Origin of the sequence: Rhizobium sp. L51/94 (genome assembly GCF_019355555.1) — a bacterium.
GTDB lineage: Bacteria > Pseudomonadota > Alphaproteobacteria > Rhizobiales > Rhizobiaceae > Rhizobium > Rhizobium rhododendri.
Genome location: NZ_CP072145.1, coordinates 113,652 through 129,259 on the forward strand (window position 1 = coordinate 113,652; position 15,608 = coordinate 129,259).

General features: G+C 56.1%; 17 protein-coding genes and 1 pseudogene. 5 read left to right on the forward strand and 13 right to left on the reverse strand.

Annotation, left to right across the window (positions count from 1 at the left end):
* Positions 1-163: 163 nt before the first annotated feature.
* The 4 genes from J5274_RS27890 to J5274_RS27905 form a co-directional block, all read right to left on the reverse strand.
* A complete protein-coding gene (locus tag J5274_RS27890) occupies positions 164-1,078 on the reverse strand; it encodes a HEPN domain-containing protein (protein ID WP_374113797.1) in 915 nt (304 codons plus the stop codon).
* 182 nt (positions 1,079-1,260) lie between these two features.
* Positions 1,261-1,596 (reverse strand): DNA-binding transcriptional regulator, encoded by a 336-nt coding sequence (locus J5274_RS27895; protein ID WP_219276322.1) that lies wholly within the window; start codon positions 1,594-1,596, stop codon positions 1,261-1,263.
* On the reverse strand, positions 1,580-1,957 hold the full coding sequence (locus J5274_RS27900) for a type II toxin-antitoxin system RelE/ParE family toxin (protein WP_219276324.1): 378 nt from the start codon (positions 1,955-1,957) through the stop codon (positions 1,580-1,582). Before J5274_RS27900 ends, J5274_RS27895 begins: the two co-directional genes overlap by 17 nt.
* Before the next feature lie 765 nt (positions 1,958-2,722).
* A complete protein-coding gene (locus J5274_RS27905) occupies positions 2,723-3,406 on the reverse strand; it encodes a hypothetical protein (RefSeq protein WP_219276326.1) in 684 nt (227 codons plus the stop codon).
* Between the two features lie 223 nt (positions 3,407-3,629).
* On the opposite strand from J5274_RS27905, the gene J5274_RS27910 reads away from it, so the two are divergent.
* Positions 3,630-3,797, forward strand: coding sequence for a transcriptional regulator (locus tag J5274_RS27910; RefSeq protein WP_307877658.1), 168 nt, complete (start codon positions 3,630-3,632; stop codon positions 3,795-3,797).
* Between the two features lie 132 nt (positions 3,798-3,929).
* Here the strand turns inward: J5274_RS27910 and J5274_RS27915 are convergent, their stop codons facing one another.
* Genes J5274_RS27915 through J5274_RS27925 form a run of 3 tightly spaced genes read right to left on the reverse strand, consistent with a single transcriptional unit; the run spans position 3,930 to position 6,252 of the window.
* The gene (locus tag J5274_RS27915; protein WP_257625773.1) at positions 3,930-4,289 is read right to left on the reverse strand and encodes a hypothetical protein; all 360 of its coding nucleotides are present in this window, start codon (positions 4,287-4,289) and stop codon (positions 3,930-3,932) included.
* Positions 4,286-5,950: a type IV secretory system conjugative DNA transfer family protein gene (locus J5274_RS27920; RefSeq protein ID WP_219276330.1), complete on the reverse strand. Its 1,665-nt coding sequence runs from the start codon at positions 5,948-5,950 to the stop codon at positions 4,286-4,288. Before J5274_RS27920 ends, J5274_RS27915 begins: the two co-directional genes overlap by 4 nt.
* Positions 5,947-6,252, reverse strand: a complete 306-nt coding sequence (locus J5274_RS27925) for a mobilization protein (RefSeq protein WP_219276332.1) — start codon at positions 6,250-6,252, stop codon at positions 5,947-5,949. Before J5274_RS27925 ends, J5274_RS27920 begins: the two co-directional genes overlap by 4 nt.
* A gap of 433 nt (positions 6,253-6,685) precedes the next feature.
* On the opposite strand from J5274_RS27925, the pseudogene J5274_RS27930 reads away from it, so the two are divergent.
* Positions 6,686-7,755: pseudogene (locus J5274_RS27930) on the forward strand (IS1595 family transposase).
* A 108-nt stretch (positions 7,756-7,863) separates the two neighbouring features.
* A complete protein-coding gene (locus J5274_RS27935) occupies positions 7,864-8,100 on the forward strand; it encodes a hypothetical protein (RefSeq protein ID WP_219276334.1) in 237 nt (78 codons plus the stop codon).
* Between the two features lie 528 nt (positions 8,101-8,628).
* Here J5274_RS27935 and J5274_RS27940 read toward each other — a convergent pair.
* Positions 8,629-9,351 (reverse strand): Crp/Fnr family transcriptional regulator, encoded by a 723-nt coding sequence (locus J5274_RS27940; RefSeq protein ID WP_219276335.1) that lies wholly within the window; start codon positions 9,349-9,351, stop codon positions 8,629-8,631.
* 296 nt (positions 9,352-9,647) lie between these two features.
* On the opposite strand from J5274_RS27940, the gene J5274_RS27945 reads away from it, so the two are divergent.
* Both J5274_RS27945 and J5274_RS27950 read left to right on the forward strand, forming a co-directional pair.
* A complete protein-coding gene (locus tag J5274_RS27945; RefSeq protein WP_224171971.1) occupies positions 9,648-12,068 on the forward strand; it encodes a methyl-accepting chemotaxis protein in 2,421 nt (806 codons plus the stop codon).
* Between the two features lie 127 nt (positions 12,069-12,195).
* Entirely contained in the window at positions 12,196-13,152 is a 957-nt protein-coding gene (locus tag J5274_RS27950) for an HD-GYP domain-containing protein (protein WP_219276337.1), read from the forward strand.
* A 293-nt stretch (positions 13,153-13,445) separates the two neighbouring features.
* On the opposite strand, the gene J5274_RS27955 is transcribed toward J5274_RS27950, so the two are convergent.
* The 5 genes from J5274_RS27955 to J5274_RS27975 all read right to left on the reverse strand — a co-directional run bounded on the left by J5274_RS27955 (position 13,446) and on the right by J5274_RS27975 (position 15,603).
* Positions 13,446-13,880: a type II toxin-antitoxin system VapC family toxin gene (locus J5274_RS27955; RefSeq protein WP_219276339.1), complete on the reverse strand. Its 435-nt coding sequence runs from the start codon at positions 13,878-13,880 to the stop codon at positions 13,446-13,448.
* Complete coding sequence (locus J5274_RS27960) at positions 13,880-14,119, reverse strand: type II toxin-antitoxin system VapB family antitoxin (RefSeq protein ID WP_209207607.1); 240 nt, start codon at positions 14,117-14,119, stop codon at positions 13,880-13,882. The genes J5274_RS27955 and J5274_RS27960 overlap by 1 nt, the downstream gene beginning before the upstream one ends.
* A 39-nt stretch (positions 14,120-14,158) precedes the next feature.
* Complete coding sequence (locus J5274_RS27965; RefSeq protein WP_219276341.1) at positions 14,159-14,434, reverse strand: helix-turn-helix domain-containing protein; 276 nt, start codon at positions 14,432-14,434, stop codon at positions 14,159-14,161.
* Between the two features lie 379 nt (positions 14,435-14,813).
* Complete coding sequence (locus J5274_RS27970; RefSeq protein ID WP_219276343.1) at positions 14,814-15,119, reverse strand: mobilization protein; 306 nt, start codon at positions 15,117-15,119, stop codon at positions 14,814-14,816.
* A 37-nt stretch (positions 15,120-15,156) separates the two neighbouring features.
* Positions 15,157-15,603 carry a GNAT family N-acetyltransferase gene (locus J5274_RS27975; protein ID WP_219276345.1) on the reverse strand — a complete coding sequence of 149 codons (447 nt, stop codon included), beginning with the start codon at positions 15,601-15,603 and terminating at the stop codon, positions 15,157-15,159.
* Between the last annotated feature and the right edge of the window lie 5 nt (positions 15,604-15,608).

A 15,608-nucleotide genomic window follows, 5' to 3' on the forward strand; every position in this document is an offset into this window, starting at 1 on the left:
AAATCCGCTATCTGATTACACGACTACTGCTGCCGCCGCCCATCAGGGTTCGCCACATCCTTGCGTGGTCACTATGGCGACGAACCCATCAGGCTTCCGCAATGACATCACATTACAAAACACGCCATCAAACGCAACTGTAGTACTAGGGGTGGCGCCAGTGTTAGCCATTGAGCCGCTCAGCGCAAATCGTTGCGACGATGTCCTGAAGTTGCTTGATGTGATCGACAAGCCAATCGAGTTCTTCTTTGGTGATTTCGTAGTGAGCGGAATAGCGGGCATCGACGTAGGCCCGATCAAGCCTGGTGAAGGATCGCGTCGCAAACTTTGTGTCGCGTGGCCAGGCTTCGATTAGCCGTGGATCGAGGCGTTCAGCGAACGTACGGAGCATGTTCAGCCGGTGGGATTTTGGGCTGTAAAGCGTGAGAACGAGGAGGGCACAGTGGTAAAATCCCTCTGTGGCTTGATGCATTGCGAAAGCAGCGTCATTTTTCCAACGATGATCGCTTATCGATCTCTGACGTTGGAAGTCCGCAGTCTCAAGCGAACGCTTCGCCTTAGAAAACCACTGATCGAAATGCCGCTGCGCCTCTTGCCGCTCAGCTTCTGGCGCCAGTGACTTGGGCTCGGTTAACGGATGCCCCGGGGCTTCGTATAGCATGATGCCATCACGGGCGATGTCGACAAAGAAGGGCAGGCCACGGGCAAGTTTATCATTCACGTCCGGCAAGCTATGAACGATGACTTTAGCCGGCGTCTGGAGGCGCTGTGTGACGGTGAATTCCTGTGTGAGGTGTTCGTCTATCTTAAGCCAGACTTCGTTTTCCTCAGCAAATCTGTTGGTGTTGACGATGGCCAAAAGGTCGTAGTCGGAGCGATATCCACTGTCGTGGTCTTCAACCCAGTCACCACGAGCGTAGGAGCCAAACAGGATCAACTTCAGGATCCGTCCAGCCCGAGCTTTTTCGGAAAGCTTGGTCTTCTGGGCATCCTCGAACTCCTCAAAAATGATCTTCACGACCTGAGACAGCTCGCGGCGTTTTCTGTCGGGGAGATGATCAAGTTGCTCGGGAAAGATCAAAACGGCCTCATGAAAATTTCTTTGGAAATGCCAACCGGCGAAAGATCGACTCTGTGACGCGAACGGCTAGAACGCAAGCGCTGCTATTAGAGAGCGTCCTCTGCTCCCCCTGACAGCGAGCCAGAGTCAGTCCTTGGGGCATGGCAGCACACTCGGCCATAGGGCCATGTGGCTGATGATTACATAACCACTTCGATACCCTTACGACGGATCACATTCAGCAGTGCCAACGCTGGGCCTGTCGGCCGCTTCAATCCACGTTCCATCTGCGAGACGTGCCCGGCCGTCAAGTTAAGGTATTTCGCAAATACGGCTTGGCTCATATGTGCACCTTCACGCAATGCCTTGATGTCCTCGGCTGAAAGCGGAGTGGCCGTCGGGGCGGCGGCGGCGAATTCACGCAACGTGATCTTGCGAAAATCAGCGTCATTCAGTGTTTCGTTTGCATGCATGTCATTTGCCAGCTCAAGGATTTCAAGTCTGAGCCGGGATGGCATTCTAGCCTTCGTTGTCATCGGGTACCTCGTTCAAGATTCCAGCGGCAAGATCCTTTTCGATACGTTTTGGATCCGTGAGCCATTGTTTGGCGATTATTTTAAGGTCTTCAAGATCATCGACTGCAATGTTGGTACGTTCGTTTTTCGCAAAACCTGCGAGAAAGACGGCGAGGCTCCCCGACTGAAAAAGCAATATCGTTCGGTATCCGCTGCTTCGCCCTTGTCGAGGACGGGCGACCCTTTGTTTGATAAGGCCGCCTCCGAGATCTGCGTCGATCAATCCCTGATTGGCCCTGCGGCAGGCCTCGACAAGGTCCGGATCGCCAATGCTTTCCTTACGCAGAAAACGAGCAAAGATCTTCGTCTTATAAATCCGCACCCGACCTCCATAGTTCTCTGCACTATAGTGCTAAGCATTATATAATTCAATAGCTATCGGTATTGAATGGCGCGGCAGCGCCACTCCGGCGCGAAGGGAACGCGCTTCCCCCGTCGCGCCGGAGTGACCGGCGCGGGGCAAGACGCTGACGGGTAGAGAAGGTCCGGTTGATCAGACCAGTGGCGGGGAAAAAGCGCCGCCAGGCGCGAACGCCGGCGGCCAGTTTGGATGCGAGCAGGGCGCTCGCCCTGCCTCCTGAGGGGAACAAAGGAGACGATTGCCTTATAGGGATGAGGCCCACTCTGCGACAACCCCTCAATTGATGGAGATGGTTTCGACGAGCGCGTGGCGCATTGACCTTGACGCGATCTGACGCTAGGCCCGCCTCGCCGCGCTTCTTGACAAGGCGGCAGGGGAAGGCCCGGGGCTGCAGTTCGAGACCGGGCCTTTGCCACCCCCGGGTGTATTTACTGTCAAAGATCGTCATATCTATGCAGCAGGAGCTTCGCCGACTTCCAGAGGATGGACGCTGTCAAGCACGTGAGGAATTGCCTCCCTCATGGGCTGGAAGTTTCGTTAGGCTAAAGCGCCGCTCCGGCTCGAACATGCTAATCCACGCCGCGTTGATGGCTGGAAGCATATTCCGTGGGAGTTTCAATCCGCAGATGAACGCCAGCCGGGCGGTCACCTGCAGAATGTTGTCGAGCGTTGCCTTTTCGCAGTGAAGCCTGTCGGCGGGAAGTCACCGGCGGTCTGCCTTTGTCATCAAGTCTCAGACAGTTCGGGTCGAATGAGTTCCTTGAGCATCCTACGCAGCTGTGGCCAAGGTTCATCCTTTAGTTTCAGATCGGGATCTTGCATAACCAGGAGGCAGTGAAGTTTGGCGGCGACCTCAACGAGAGAGGAGGGCGGCGTGAGAAGCAGTACGCGCCCTGCAATCCCTTCTGAGAAAGCAGTTTCCTGTTCTTTAGTGAGGGCTGCGCTGTATCCAAGGCGGCGGTTAGCGCTGTTCCACGCGCGCCGGCGTTGACGTAGTGATGCTTTTGCTCTGGCGGTTTGATCAGGTTCCAAGCGGGGTGCGATTGCATTGATCTCCGAATAGGTGCGTACGATGACCGGTTGATCACTTTCCGCTAAGTCTATTTCCACCGATGGGTGCCCGCCCATTTCCTTAAGCAATCTGCTCTCCAGGTTTTTCCGCAGGCGGCTTGCCCGCACACGCTGCTGAAATAAATCCCACCAACGCAGCCAAATCTCTCGTACGGGTGTTTGGCCGCTTACAGTCCTGGGAGGAATTGATGCTATCCGGTCCTGCAAAACACGTCCCGCGACGGGAAGAAGGTTTCGACGATTGATCACATGCGGCAACGTTTTGATTTTTTGGTTCGATGATCCTTTTTTTCCAGAGGAAATTGTAGGCGCAGTTCTGCTATTCTCAGAATCAGCCATGATCCAAGCTCCAGATAGCTAGGGTTGTGGTTAGGCCGAGTAGGGCGGTCGCAACGCCTTGCTCGGCCGTCTGCAATGATACAAGACCTGAATATTCTAATAGAAAAACTCGGCGGATCAATCAAATTCGCCTACGGTAGGCGATTTAATGTTACCAGTTCAGTGTCGAATGGCGCGTACAGCTCTTGGCCTAAAGATCGCAGAACTCGCGGAGCTGTCAAAAATGTCTACCAACACGATTGTTCGTTTTGAAACGGGCAAAGTCCTTAAGCAATCAACAGTCGATGAACTGCGGGTCGTATTGGAGGATGCCGGAATTATTTTTATTTCTGAAAACGGAGATGGTGGCCCTGGTGTCCGCTTGAAGAAACCTGCTTTGCGAAATGAATGACGACTGGCGGGCTTTATGCGACGCAGTCGCTCCCGCGCGGAGGCAAGCGGCCTCCCTATCGCACCATAGAGAGTCGGAGGACGCCAGCAATAATGCCCCGGCGCCATAGCGCCAGGGCCTGATTTACCTGTCTCAGTGAACTGTCGGCATGGTCAGAGGTAGCCTTTTGATGGTGTTTCGTATGATCTTGCGCAGTTTTCGCCAGTCGGGAAGGTTGCGTTCATTGACCCGCTCCTGCATGCCTGTCAGCAACCAGCCAGCGCAGGCGGGGTCGCCTGCAGCCTGATAGGCATCGGAGCGTTCGAAGCAGGCGACAATGCGAGGCCAGGCATCGCCATTGTCTTTCGAGATGCTTGCCACCAGATCCTGGGCTTGGGCGTAGGCAAGTGCAATCCGCTGGCGCTCTTCCGGCCTGCTATTCACAATCAGGCTAAGGATCCAGATCAGATCTCTGCTCATGGCCTCGGTTTCGTTTTCATCGTCTTCGCTCATACCGGATCGAATGCTCCCTTGAATTCCACGTCAGCATAGTAGGCGAGTTTCCTGGCCACGATCGGGCGTTGGCCGGCGAGGAACAACAGTTGGGCATGCGCGGGCAGGTTTCGGACTTCATCGGGGGTGAGGAGGGGCCGAGCGCTATGCTGTTCCCCATAGGAGATGCCAGACTTTTCGGAATCGAGTGCGCGACCCATGGTTTGGAACACCACGGTTTCTTGTCCGAGCAGATCGGAGACAAGACGGGCACTGTCGTGGACGTTGACGCCAAAGACCTGGAGGACACCAGCGTTTGACAGAAACGTGCCGGCGCGTTGACCGTAAGTGGCGCGCAACTGGTGGACGTCCTGGAGGATCGGCCAAAGCTGAACGCCATAGCCTGCCATGAGACCCATGGCACGCTCGACGGGAGCTAAATGACCGAGCGCTGCAAACTCGTCGAGCAGATAGAGGACGGGCGACGGTGGTCGCGTCGGATCTCGGGCCATATCGAGCAGGCTCTGGGTTACGAGCAGTCGCAGCCAGCGCGAATAGGTCGACAGCCGATCGGGCGGCAGGACCAGGAAGACGGTCTCGGTCCGCGCTTTCAGGTCACGGATGGAAAAGTCAGATCGGCCGAGCACCGCCGCCATCCGTGGGCTATCGAGGAAGTGGGTATGCCTTTGCGCCGCTGACAGCACACCGGCTGCTTCCCGGTCGGATTTGCCGAGATGCCGGTTGGCGGCGCGGGCGACCAACCCGCCTGCCGCAGCATTCTCTTGCATGCGCTTGAGAAGGGCGGTGAAATCATCAGGCGGAGAGGTCAGATATTCGCGCAAAGTCGTCAGTGTCCGCCGATATCTGGGTTCTTCCACTATAATCTTGAGCAGCATGCCTGAGATCAGCGCCTTGGCTTCTTCGTTCCAGTGCGCCTCGCCGCCCATGCCCGGTTCATCGTAGACGAGAGCGTCTGCAAGCGTGCTGGCATCTTCTGCCACGTCGAGTCCGTCCGGATCGAGCGCATCGAGCGGATTGAATGCGGCTGAGAGCTGCGCCGTCCCCCCGAAGGGATCAAGGACATGGACACATCCAAATTTCTGGCGCGCCCGACCGGCAATTTTTGCATTCTCGCCCTTGGGATCGATGCAGATCACCGAGCGATCGGCGGTCAGCAGATTGGGAATGATGGTGCCTACACCTTTGCCGGTCCTGGTCGGCGCCATCGTCAGGAGATGGGCAGGCCCGTCGTAGCGAAGTGGTTTTCCGGTCTTTGCATCGCGCCCTATCAAGAGGCCGGATCCAGTCCGGGTAAGCGACGCAACTTCCTTGTTGGCGGCAAAGCGCGCCGAGCCGTGGGTGCTGCCTTCCATGTCGCCGAAATGCAAGATGATAGGATTGGTGATCAGGCGAAATACCAGCGACAACAGGACGGCTGCTGCGATCAAATCAAGTGAGATGAAGGCAATGCTTCTGGGTTCAAATCCGGCTCGTTGGAGAGCATACCGCCCCCCAATTTCGATGACTGCCGACACGATAGCCAACAGGCAAAAGGCTCCGAACATCGGCTTGGCTGCACGGAAGGGAAGAAACAGTATCGAGACGAAGGCCCAGAGGGGATCACGGGCGGCTGCGCGAATCATGTTCTTAAATGCAGCCCATGCAAGTGTCGCCTGGCTCATGACGCTGCCTCTCCGGTATTTCCTGCGCGCGTATCAGGACCTTCGGGATTGATGAGATCTCCGAACAATTCCTTGTCGGCGTCTCGCGTCAAAAAGCCGGGAAGTTCTCGGCGCAGCCAGTCACCGAGGCGTTTTGGAAACTCCCCATCGCCGCTGATCTCGAGTCGATGAAGTACGAGCGCCCCGAGTAGAATTTTGCGCCTGGTATCTTCTGAGCGCTCCTGTTTTCCCAAGCGGGCCTTTAAGGTTTTGCGCTGCGCCTCTATCTGGGCGAGGCGCTCCTCGATGGATTTGCGAGGCATGGTCTTTGTACCTTTCTCCCATTCGGGGTTAGCGGATGTTTTGGGGGACAGAGTTCACAGGCCAAGCTTCGGGTTTCCAGAGTTGATTGCGGGAGAGGCAGGCACGTCAATCGTGCGGCGTGCCCAAGAAACTCCCATCATTGCGATGACGACTAGCAGCTTGGCCGCAAGGATCAGCAGCCAGCCGCCGATGGCCTGATAAATAATAACGCCTCAAAATACCCCCAAGCAGGAAGGCTGTCATGGTGCAGATCTGCAGAAGCAGTTTTAAGCGATTGTGCGAGGCATCGGTTTCGCGATCCCGGGCGCGTAAAAGGCGTCGGAACAAGAACAGTGCGAAATCGTACGCCGCCTTTATCAACCAAAGACAGCAAGGCCCCTGCAATCGAGAGATATCGGTGCGCTTCTTCGGCCTTTAGTTAGGGAGAAGACCATGCCCAAGACAATTCTGGCAGCCCTTTCCACGATCCTAATCAATTGACGACATGTCGGTGGCTTTCAGGGATGAGACTCATTGCCGTGTCTTGCTGGAAAACATGGTGTGGCCAAATGGGCGGGTGTGTCCTGCGTGCGGCTATAAGCGGTCGATCGCCATCGCCGGCCGCGACATGGGCAAGCACCGGGCGCGGCCGGGTCTTTATCAGTGCTCCAGCGGCGATTGCCGGTTCCAGTTCACTGTAACAACACACACGCCCCTGCATGCCACGAAGCTTCCTTTACGCACATGGCTTAAGGCGATGTGGCTGCTGCTACAGTCTGATAAGGGCTTATCCTCGGTACGTCTTGCCGAGGCTCTCGGGGTGAGCCAGCCAACGGCATGGCGGATCGGCCATGCATTGCGCCTGATGGTAGCGCGTGAAAACATGCTCGACGGCACGATTGAGGTTGATCATTTCTATCTCGGTGGCAAGCTTGAGCGGCAGCCCGATGCTCCACCATCCGGAAGAGGCCGAAAGGGGCAGGCAAAGACACAGAAGGCACCAGTTATGGCGATTGTGCAGCGTCCTGCGGAAATCACTCCCGGCTCTCCCGCGGGCGATGCCCGTGCCACTGTGGTCCGCGACCTCTCCTTGAGCGCCGCCGTGGGCGCTGTTACTCCGCAGGTAGAGCTTCGGGCAATTTGATGAGTGACGAGGCAAAGGCCAAACACGAAACAGTCAATCATTCCAACCGCGAATATGTTCGTGATGCCGTCCACATCAATTCAGTCGAAGGGTTCAATGACCGTGTTCGCCGAACCATAACAGGCGTTTTCCATCACATTAGCCCGCAGCTCGCCGACCTGTATTTCCATGAAATCGGCTTCCGCTGGTCCCAACGCATCGTCACAGGCCAGGCGGTGCGAAAAAGCCGAAGTGGCAAGGAGAGTATGAAGACCCTCTGGTCACGCGTGCCACCTGCACTGCAACTGCAGCAAGTCTTCCGTGCTGCTATCGGCGCCAAATGCGCCGAAGCCATGCGGGAGGTATTACAATCAAATCCGCCGTAGCTGTCTTTGGTTGATAGAGCCGGCGTATGATTTGGAGCAGCTCTTGTTCTGGCCCCTTTAGGTTTAAATCGATATTTGTATATTATCATAAGTTGTGTTAAGCTCCTCGCTGGAGCATGGGCATGACTATCGCAAAACCCACAAGGCCGCCAACCGACCCACAGCGTTTCCTGGATTGCCAGGAGGCGCTGTCGCCATTCGTTCTGAAATTGATTGCCGACGCCGTTGATGCGGAGTGGAGCCCAATAGAAGCGACGGAGGCAATCATAGTTTTGGCCGAACAGGACGCGCTGCATAAGGGCGCCACGGTATGGATCAATGAAATGTTGCTCCGATTTGTCACTGACCCGAAGTCTTAGCCGGGGCGAACGGATCTGATGATTACGAATAGAATCATGGCGTCCTCCTGCCCTGTGTACCAACACTTTGCAGTCGATCCATACCGTGGCACGTCAGGCTCGACGGTACCCGTGAAGTCGGAAATCGTCAAATATCTGACGGCAGAGCATTAGCATTTGCTGACATGACAGTTAATAAGGCTAGGCGCGCTGGCAGAAATTCGCAACGAAGGAGGACTTCCGAAGTTGGCGCCCTCACTCTGACAGAGAGCGGGCCGCTTTCCACCCCCATGGTATCTGCCCAGACCCCAGGACCGCCTGTCTGCTCGCGATAGCGAACAGTGCGCGGGAGAGCCGTCCTGCTACGAAGGGAAGGCGCTTCGACATTGCGCCGACGTGGCCGGCCCTCTGGTCACTTTCAAGCCCGGGCGCTATCGCCCGGAACGCTTTCCATTTTCCGCGGCCATAACGTCTCGTATATAGATCGTCATACACAGGTCAACCGATCGATCTTCCGGGTTCAGACGACCTCTGGCAGCCCCTCGATAATTAGGCCATGGGAGACTTGTGAATGAGTCGAGTGTATTCGATCTCAGCGGGGCCGTACGTTCCTTTTGTCAAATCAATAAGCCGTTGACGATCCAATAAGAAGATCTCGCGGCGTTGTATCTTGATAAGAAGGCGCATTTCCAAAAGTTTTAGTGCCACGGTAACACCCGCCCGGCGAACCCCCAGCGTCATCGCAATAAACTCATGCGTGATACGGAAGTGATGTCCGTCAACCCGATCATCGACCATCAAAATCCAGCGCGCCAGGCGTTGTTCCAGCTTGATCTCAGCATTTGCCAATGCGGTGTAGGTCGTCTGGATACCAAGAGCATGGGCGTAGTGAGCCATAAGATTTTTCAAAGACGTGCTCTGCCGCATGGCGTTTTCCAGATCTTCTGCAAAAATGCGGATCGCATATCCTTCGAGTTCGACTATGCAGTCGAACGTGCTTTCGCTGTCACCCTGTACCAGGGATGTTCCGGACATGCCGTCGCGCCCGAACATGCCAACCTCGACTGCGGAACCCGATTCTTTGCCTGCCACGACCGAACCCAACCCAGATTCCAAAAAATAGATAAATTCGATTTTCTGATGAGCGATTTCCAGCGCTTGCCTGAGATGAAGTTTTACGCGTTCAGCGGATGCGATGACGAGTGCGAGATCGGGCTCCGACAAGCAGCAAAGCAATCGGTTTTGAAATGGAACTGCGTGCGCCAAGTTCATGAATCTCTCCTTTTGGGGGCGAAAGCACAATGAACTTATAAGCGACGGAGCCCTTGCGTTGCCGTCGACAAGTATACTATGACCCTCAATATTGATTTAAATCAAATGCGATTGTGCGAATTCGTACAACTAAACAGTTTAAATCATATACGTTAGTTGAGAATACGTTATTTCAGTCGCAAATTTGCGACAAAATCTAAATACAGTTTTATTCAATACTGAGATAATTAACCTTCGCGGTTCACGTTCAAACTCCTCAGGCCGCATCATGCGCCGAGAAACAGGAGTGACGGACTGTGCGCATACGATCAATCCAGCTTAAAATTGCCCTGCTCGCGGGCGTCTGCGTCGTTGCGGCAAGCGGCGCACTGGTGGGGTATAGCATTATATCCGCCGCCAACAGTAAGGCATTCGTGGGTGAACACGTCGATACTCTGACGGAAGACAGCACCAAGAACCATCTCAAAACATTGGCTCTTGCGCAGGCCGCGTTGATCAAGTCGCCGCTCGACATGGCATTCGACTCGGCGCGTAACATGGCCCGGATGTTCGAGATATCGGCGAGCAACGACAATGGAGCAGCGACGCCGGTTGGCAAACGCCGCACAGAGTTCAATGCGATCCTTCTCAACGTGCTGAAGGACAATCCACGTTTTAACGGAACGTACAGCGCCTGGGAGCCCAATGCGCTTGATGGGCAGGATCAACTCTTTCGCGACAAGCAGGATGCCGGATCGGATGCGACCGGGCGATTCCTGCCTTACTGGACACGAAGCGCCGATGGCAAATTGGCTGTCCAACCCCTTGTCGAATATGACAGCACAGCGCTTCACCCCAACGGCGTCATGAAAGGTGGATGGTATCTCGGTCCGAAAGGCGGCGGGGGCGAAAGCATCCTGGACCCCTTGCCCTATGTCGTTCAGGGCAAGAACGTCTATCTGGCGACGATGTCGGTTCCGATGACGATCGACGGCAAGTTCGTCGGCGTCGCCGGAGCTGATTTCGATCTCACCTTCGTCCAGAAGCTTGCGCAAGATGTAAAGGCATCGATCTACGGCGGCAAAGCCGCGGTCGACATTGTCAGCTACAAGGGCCTTGTCGTCGCATCCAGTGACCATCCGGATGCGATCGGCCGCCCGTTTGACCAGATAAGCTCAGCGGCGACGTCGCAACTCCCATCGATACAAGCCGGCCGCGATACCGTCGAGGGAAATGCCGAAACCTTTACGGCTCTGTCACCCATCGTCATCGGCCGGACGAAAACTCCATGGTCCGTTATTATTCAAGTCCCGCGATCGGTAGCAATGGCGCAGGCCAAGGCCCTCACATCATCGCTGGCAGACCGTAACCATGCCGACACGCTGTTCCAGATTATCGTCGGCTTCATCATTGCAGCCGGCGGCATCGCGGCGATGTGGTTCGTGGCCCGCAGCATCGCGTCTCCCATCAAGCAAATGACGACCGCCATGGGCCGATTGGCGCAGAGCGATGTCTCCATCGAAGTACCCGGCCTCGACCGAGTCGACGAAATCGGTGCAATGGCTGCTGCGGTCTCTGTCTTCCGAGAAAACGCGATACAAAAAACAGCGATGGAAGAAGAAGCACTGGCCAATCGCTCGATGAGCGAACGGGAGCGCCTGGAACGTGAAGCGGAAAAGGCACGTGAAGCGGCACAATCCCAGTTCGTCGTCGATTCCTTGGCAGCCGGGCTCCAGCGGCTGGCTGACGGCGACGTCGCCTATCGGATTTCGACACCCTTCGCCGCCCATCTCGACACGTTGCGTCTCGACTTCAATAACTCGCTGACCAAACTGCATGAGGCGCTACAGGCAGTCATGGAGAATGCTCGCGGCATCGACGGTGGTGCGAATGAGATCCGATCCGCCGCAGATGACCTGGCAAAGCGGACCGAGCAACAGGCGGCCTCCGTCGAGGAAACAGCGGCTGCCCTGGAACAGATCACGACGACGATGCGTGATTCCACGAAGAGGGCGGAAGAGGCAGGCGTTCTTGTCTCGCGCACCAGAATTGGTGCGGAGAAGGCCGGGGAAGTCGTGCGCAACGCGGTGCATGCCATGCATCAGATCGAGAAATCCTCCGGCGAGATCAGCAATATCATTAGCGTCATCGATGAAATCGCCTTCCAGACCAATCTGCTCGCGCTGAATGCGGGCGTGGAAGCCGCGCGCGCTGGAGATGCCGGCAAGGGCTTTGCGGTCGTCGCCCAGGAAGTGCGGGAGCTTGCACAGCGCTCTGCCGCTGCCGCCAAGGAGATCAAAGCGCTCATCATCACATCCGGAGAGCAGGTCCGTACCGGTGTCGCCCTGGTTGGGGAAACGGGGAAATCCTTGGAAATCATGGTCGGCGAGGTTCAGAAGATCAACATTCACGTCAGTGCCATCGTGGAATCGGCGCGCGAGCAGTCGGTCGGTATTCAGGAGATCAACACGGCCGTCAACACGATTGACCAGGGCACGCAGCAGAACGCCGCCATGGTCGAGGAGTCCACGGCTGCCAGTCACAGTCTGGCCGGCGAAGCCGACGCCCTGAACAAGCTGATCGCGCAGTTCAATCTTGGCGGTCAGCCGGCGAATCATCAACCGGTACGTCTCGCGTCGAACAACGCACGCCCGGTAGCATCACCCGCAAAAGCGCTGGGACGCAAGATCGCCGGTGCATTCGGCGGATCTTCGGAGCCGTCCTGGAAGGAGTTCTGAGCCATTGGCGCCGGGCATTTCGTCGGCTCGGCGGTACCCGCTCCATCAGGCAGCGGCCCCGCATTTCAAGACTGCGTGGCCGTTGTGCTCAACACGAAAAGGTTGTTCTCATCCCAAGGGGAAGAAAATGCTGAAACGTATCTGCAAGGATCAGTTGCGAATCGGAATGTTTATCGAGGCGTTGGAGGGTTCCTGGCTCGACACGCCGTTTGCCGGTCGTCGCTACACACTCGAGTGCGAGGAGGACGCGGCATGTCTCAGGAACAGTAACGTCTGCGGTGTGTTCATCAACACATCCAAAGGGCTGGATGTCTTACCGGCGGTCGCGGGGCGATCCAAACCCGATGGTCCGGGTCGAGCGGTCAAGACATCGTCGGCGTCGAGTGGTCGGAAGATCCGTATTCTGACGGCCGATAAAATCAAAAGAACCTCCGTCCTGTTGAAGAGCATATTTGATGACGTTAGCGCCGGGGCCGGTGTTACGGTCGAAATGGTGTCGCCGGTCATCGAGGAAATTACTCAGTCGTTGGACATCAATCCTTCGATCCTCATCAACATGACGCGGATGAAGACAAAGGACGAGGTGACTTTTCTCCACTCCCTGTCCGTGTCGGCATTGATGATCCGCCTGGCGCGGCACCTGAAACTTGATGCGCCCCTTGTCCCAATTTTGGGAATGAGCGGTCTCCTCCACGATATCGGAAAAATCGGGATGCCGATCGAGATTTTGACCAGGGCCGGTGTCCTGACCGATGCCGAGATGGCGCTTATTCGTCGCCATCCCGCACTTGGCCATCGTATGCTTTCGCGTGGCAAGGGCATGCCCGACGTCGTGCTAGACGTAGCCCTTCATCACCACGAGCGGCTGGACGGGAAGGGCTATCCCATGGGTCTTCTTGACGGGCAGATCAGCCTCTACGCAAGAATGGCCGCGATTTGCGATGTTTACGATGCCCTCACATCGACCCGGCCTTACAAAAGGCCTTGGACACCGTCGGAAGCTACATCGTGGATGCTTGATACAAAGGGAGCATTTGATCGACCACTTCTGCGTGAGTTCATCGATGGTGTGATCGGAGCATAATGGCTATGGCTGTTGGTTTCAACGCTGTCTAGGTTGGACCTGATGCTTTGACTGCTTCTGGCGTAAGCCTTCCCAACAGAAGTTGGAATATTGCGCCTGAGTTATGCGTCGCGCGTTTCTGCACTGATTTGGCAGCAATTTTGCCGAAATCTGTCCCACTCGGCATCGAATGTCCTATGGCCGAAACCGCCAAAAAGTCTCAGTGAGCCGTCGCGGCTATGTGGCATACAGAGCGAGTGGGAAAGGGTGAGGGGTTACCGCTGAAGCCGCACCCTGCATTCGAGCGCTAGGCGCTACCAGCCTATATCGGTTAGGGAAAAGTCGTTGCCTTTGTAGGCGACCTTGGTCCCGTAGGCGCGAGCACAAGCGTAGGCGAAACAATCGCCCATATTAAGCTTTGCTGGGTGGTTGACGATTTTGCCGTATTGCTGCGCGGCGTCGAGGGCCTTGGATCCCACATCGCCAGAAATCATTACGTCTTCCGCCTCCAGGTCGACGAGAAACTGATCTACTATTCGGCGAGACTCCTGAAGCATTTCGAGCGTTGCGGGCTTGTCTCGGCCGACGCGCTCAGCCATGCGGCGGGCGAGCGCTAGCGAGGCTTCCATGCGAGCAACTGACGACACATAGAATGGACCTTCGTCCTGCCCAATACGGTCCAAAAGCTCCTCGCGGTCTTCTTCATAAGCGAGGATCGCGACAATCACGGATGCATCGAGAAACAGCATCAGTCCTCGCCCCACATCTCATCGGTCTCGCGCTTGTGGTCGCCGGGTGCATAAGGTCCCGCTGCGCGGGCCATCGCAAGAGATTTTGCAAGGCGGTCGCGGATCGGCAGGCTGCTTCTGCGGCTGGCGATCTCACGTTTCAGTGCCGCCTTCACGGCGTCGACCTTGGAGGTTTTGGTAAGGCCCACAAGTTCATCCGCGAGCTTGTCGACTTCCGGATCCTTGATATAGAGAGGCATGGCGAGCATATCCTTTGAAGGATATATAATATCCCTTTTTCATATCCTTGCAACATCACTTGGTGCGTTTGCGGCAGTCGGTGCACACCAACGCGGCTCTTCGCCCGACATCACCCAGGAAACGTCAACGTTTTGATCATGAAGCGCTAGAAGGACTTCGATTGGTATTTCCCTCTCACCGGCCTCATATGCTGCATAGAGCTTCTCGCTGACCTTGAGGATCGCGGCGAAGTCATTCTGCGACAGGCCGGCGTCGCTGCGCACCTTTGACAGTCTCTTTCCCATTTCTTGCTTGAATGTTGGAAACTCGTCCATTGTCTCTCCTTTCGGGTGGGAGGCCAAGCGCTCTGACAAGCACGGAACCATTTGTACCCAAGTGCTTCCGTGCTTCAATCCCTAAATCCACAGGGTAGCGACGGAACTCCAAACGCTCACGACTACAATGGCGCCTGGGGATAGAGCCAGTTGACGGCAGCCGAGATGAAATCGCCTTTCGCAATTCCGACGGATGGCCTCAGATACTGCAGTGCAAACCCGAAAACGAAAACGACCAGGGAAAACGCGGCACTCATCTGAAGCATATTACGGCCGGCGCGAAACGGCCCAGTGACAACGAAAACGAAGGCGCAGAGCGGATCATGAGCTGCGGTCCGCAGCATGTTATTAAATGCGGCCTATACAAACCTTGCCTGGATCATTGTTCCGTTCCTTCCGCCGAGGCACCTTTCGAGGAAGGAGGGGAGGGCTGCAGCAGGTGGTCAAACAGCTGCCTGTCGGCATCGCGGGTGAGGAAGCCCGGCAGTTCGCGGCGTAACCATTCGGCGAGACGTTTGGAAAACTCGGCATCGCCGCTGTTTTCCAGACGGTGGAGAACGAGGGCGCCAAGCAGCACCTTGCGTCTTGTGTCTTCCTTGCGCTCTTGTTGGCCGAGGCGGGCTTTGAGGGTTCTGCGCTGGGCCTCGATCTGGGCGAGGCGTTCTTCGATGGTCTTCCTGGCCATCATCTCTCCTTTCGAACAGGTCTAAGGCGAAGCGGGACTAGCACAAGGGTTTGCGGAAATAGACGACTCGAGCGGTTTCCGAAAACTCCCAATTTTTGTGCGCCTGGTGCGATCGTCGGTTTCCGACGTCAGCGTCGGAGCAGAGCTCATGAAACCCTTGTACAATCAGATCGTCGGTGATGTTTGTGATGAGAAGTCGGCCGATCCCGTTGCGGCGATGGTTGGGGTCTATCCAGATTCCTTCCAGGAACGGAACGGGCTGCGCAGTGCAGCCATTGGCATAGTCACGAATGGATATTTCCGCAAAGCCAACCGCAGTGCGATCCGGGGTCTGGGCGATGTAGCCGTTCCCTTTCTCGCCGTTCCATAACCTTTCGATATCGGCCGAGTGTTCCTCGAAAGAGAGACGATCCCAAAGCCTGGATCGCATAGCGGCCCATAAGTCGCTGTCGGTCCTTTGCATTTTCCTGATCAAAATAGACATGTAAA

Bases quoted from the DNA above. Each gene is read 5' to 3' on its own strand.
- J5274_RS27960 (WP_209207607.1), bottom strand. From the start codon at position 14,119: ATGCCTCTCTATATCAAGGATCCGGAAGTCGACAAGCTCGCGGATGAA.
- J5274_RS27925 (WP_219276332.1), bottom strand. From the start codon at position 6,252: ATGCCTCGCAAATCCATCGAGGAGCGCCTCGCCCAGATAGAGGCGCAG.
- J5274_RS27895 (WP_219276322.1), bottom strand. From the start codon at position 1,596: ATGACAACGAAGGCTAGAATGCCATCCCGGCTCAGACTTGAAATCCTT.
- J5274_RS27915 (WP_257625773.1), bottom strand. From the start codon at position 4,289: ATGAGCGAAGACGATGAAAACGAAACCGAGGCCATGAGCAGAGATCTG.
- J5274_RS27910 (WP_307877658.1), top strand. From the start codon at position 3,630: ATGTCTACCAACACGATTGTTCGTTTTGAAACGGGCAAAGTCCTTAAG.
- J5274_RS27940 (WP_219276335.1), bottom strand. From the start codon at position 9,351: ATGAACTTGGCGCACGCAGTTCCATTTCAAAACCGATTGCTTTGCTGC.
- J5274_RS27975 (WP_219276345.1), bottom strand. From the start codon at position 15,603: ATGTCTATTTTGATCAGGAAAATGCAAAGGACCGACAGCGACTTATGG.
- J5274_RS27935 (WP_219276334.1), top strand. From the start codon at position 7,864: ATGACTATCGCAAAACCCACAAGGCCGCCAACCGACCCACAGCGTTTC.
- J5274_RS27970 (WP_219276343.1), bottom strand. From the start codon at position 15,119: ATGGCCAGGAAGACCATCGAAGAACGCCTCGCCCAGATCGAGGCCCAG.
- J5274_RS27965 (WP_219276341.1), bottom strand. From the start codon at position 14,434: ATGGACGAGTTTCCAACATTCAAGCAAGAAATGGGAAAGAGACTGTCA.
- J5274_RS27950 (WP_219276337.1), top strand. From the start codon at position 12,196: ATGCTGAAACGTATCTGCAAGGATCAGTTGCGAATCGGAATGTTTATC.
- J5274_RS27905 (WP_219276326.1), bottom strand. From the start codon at position 3,406: ATGGCTGATTCTGAGAATAGCAGAACTGCGCCTACAATTTCCTCTGGA.
- J5274_RS27955 (WP_219276339.1), bottom strand. From the start codon at position 13,880: ATGCTGTTTCTCGATGCATCCGTGATTGTCGCGATCCTCGCTTATGAA.
- J5274_RS27920 (WP_219276330.1), bottom strand. From the start codon at position 5,950: ATGAGCCAGGCGACACTTGCATGGGCTGCATTTAAGAACATGATTCGC.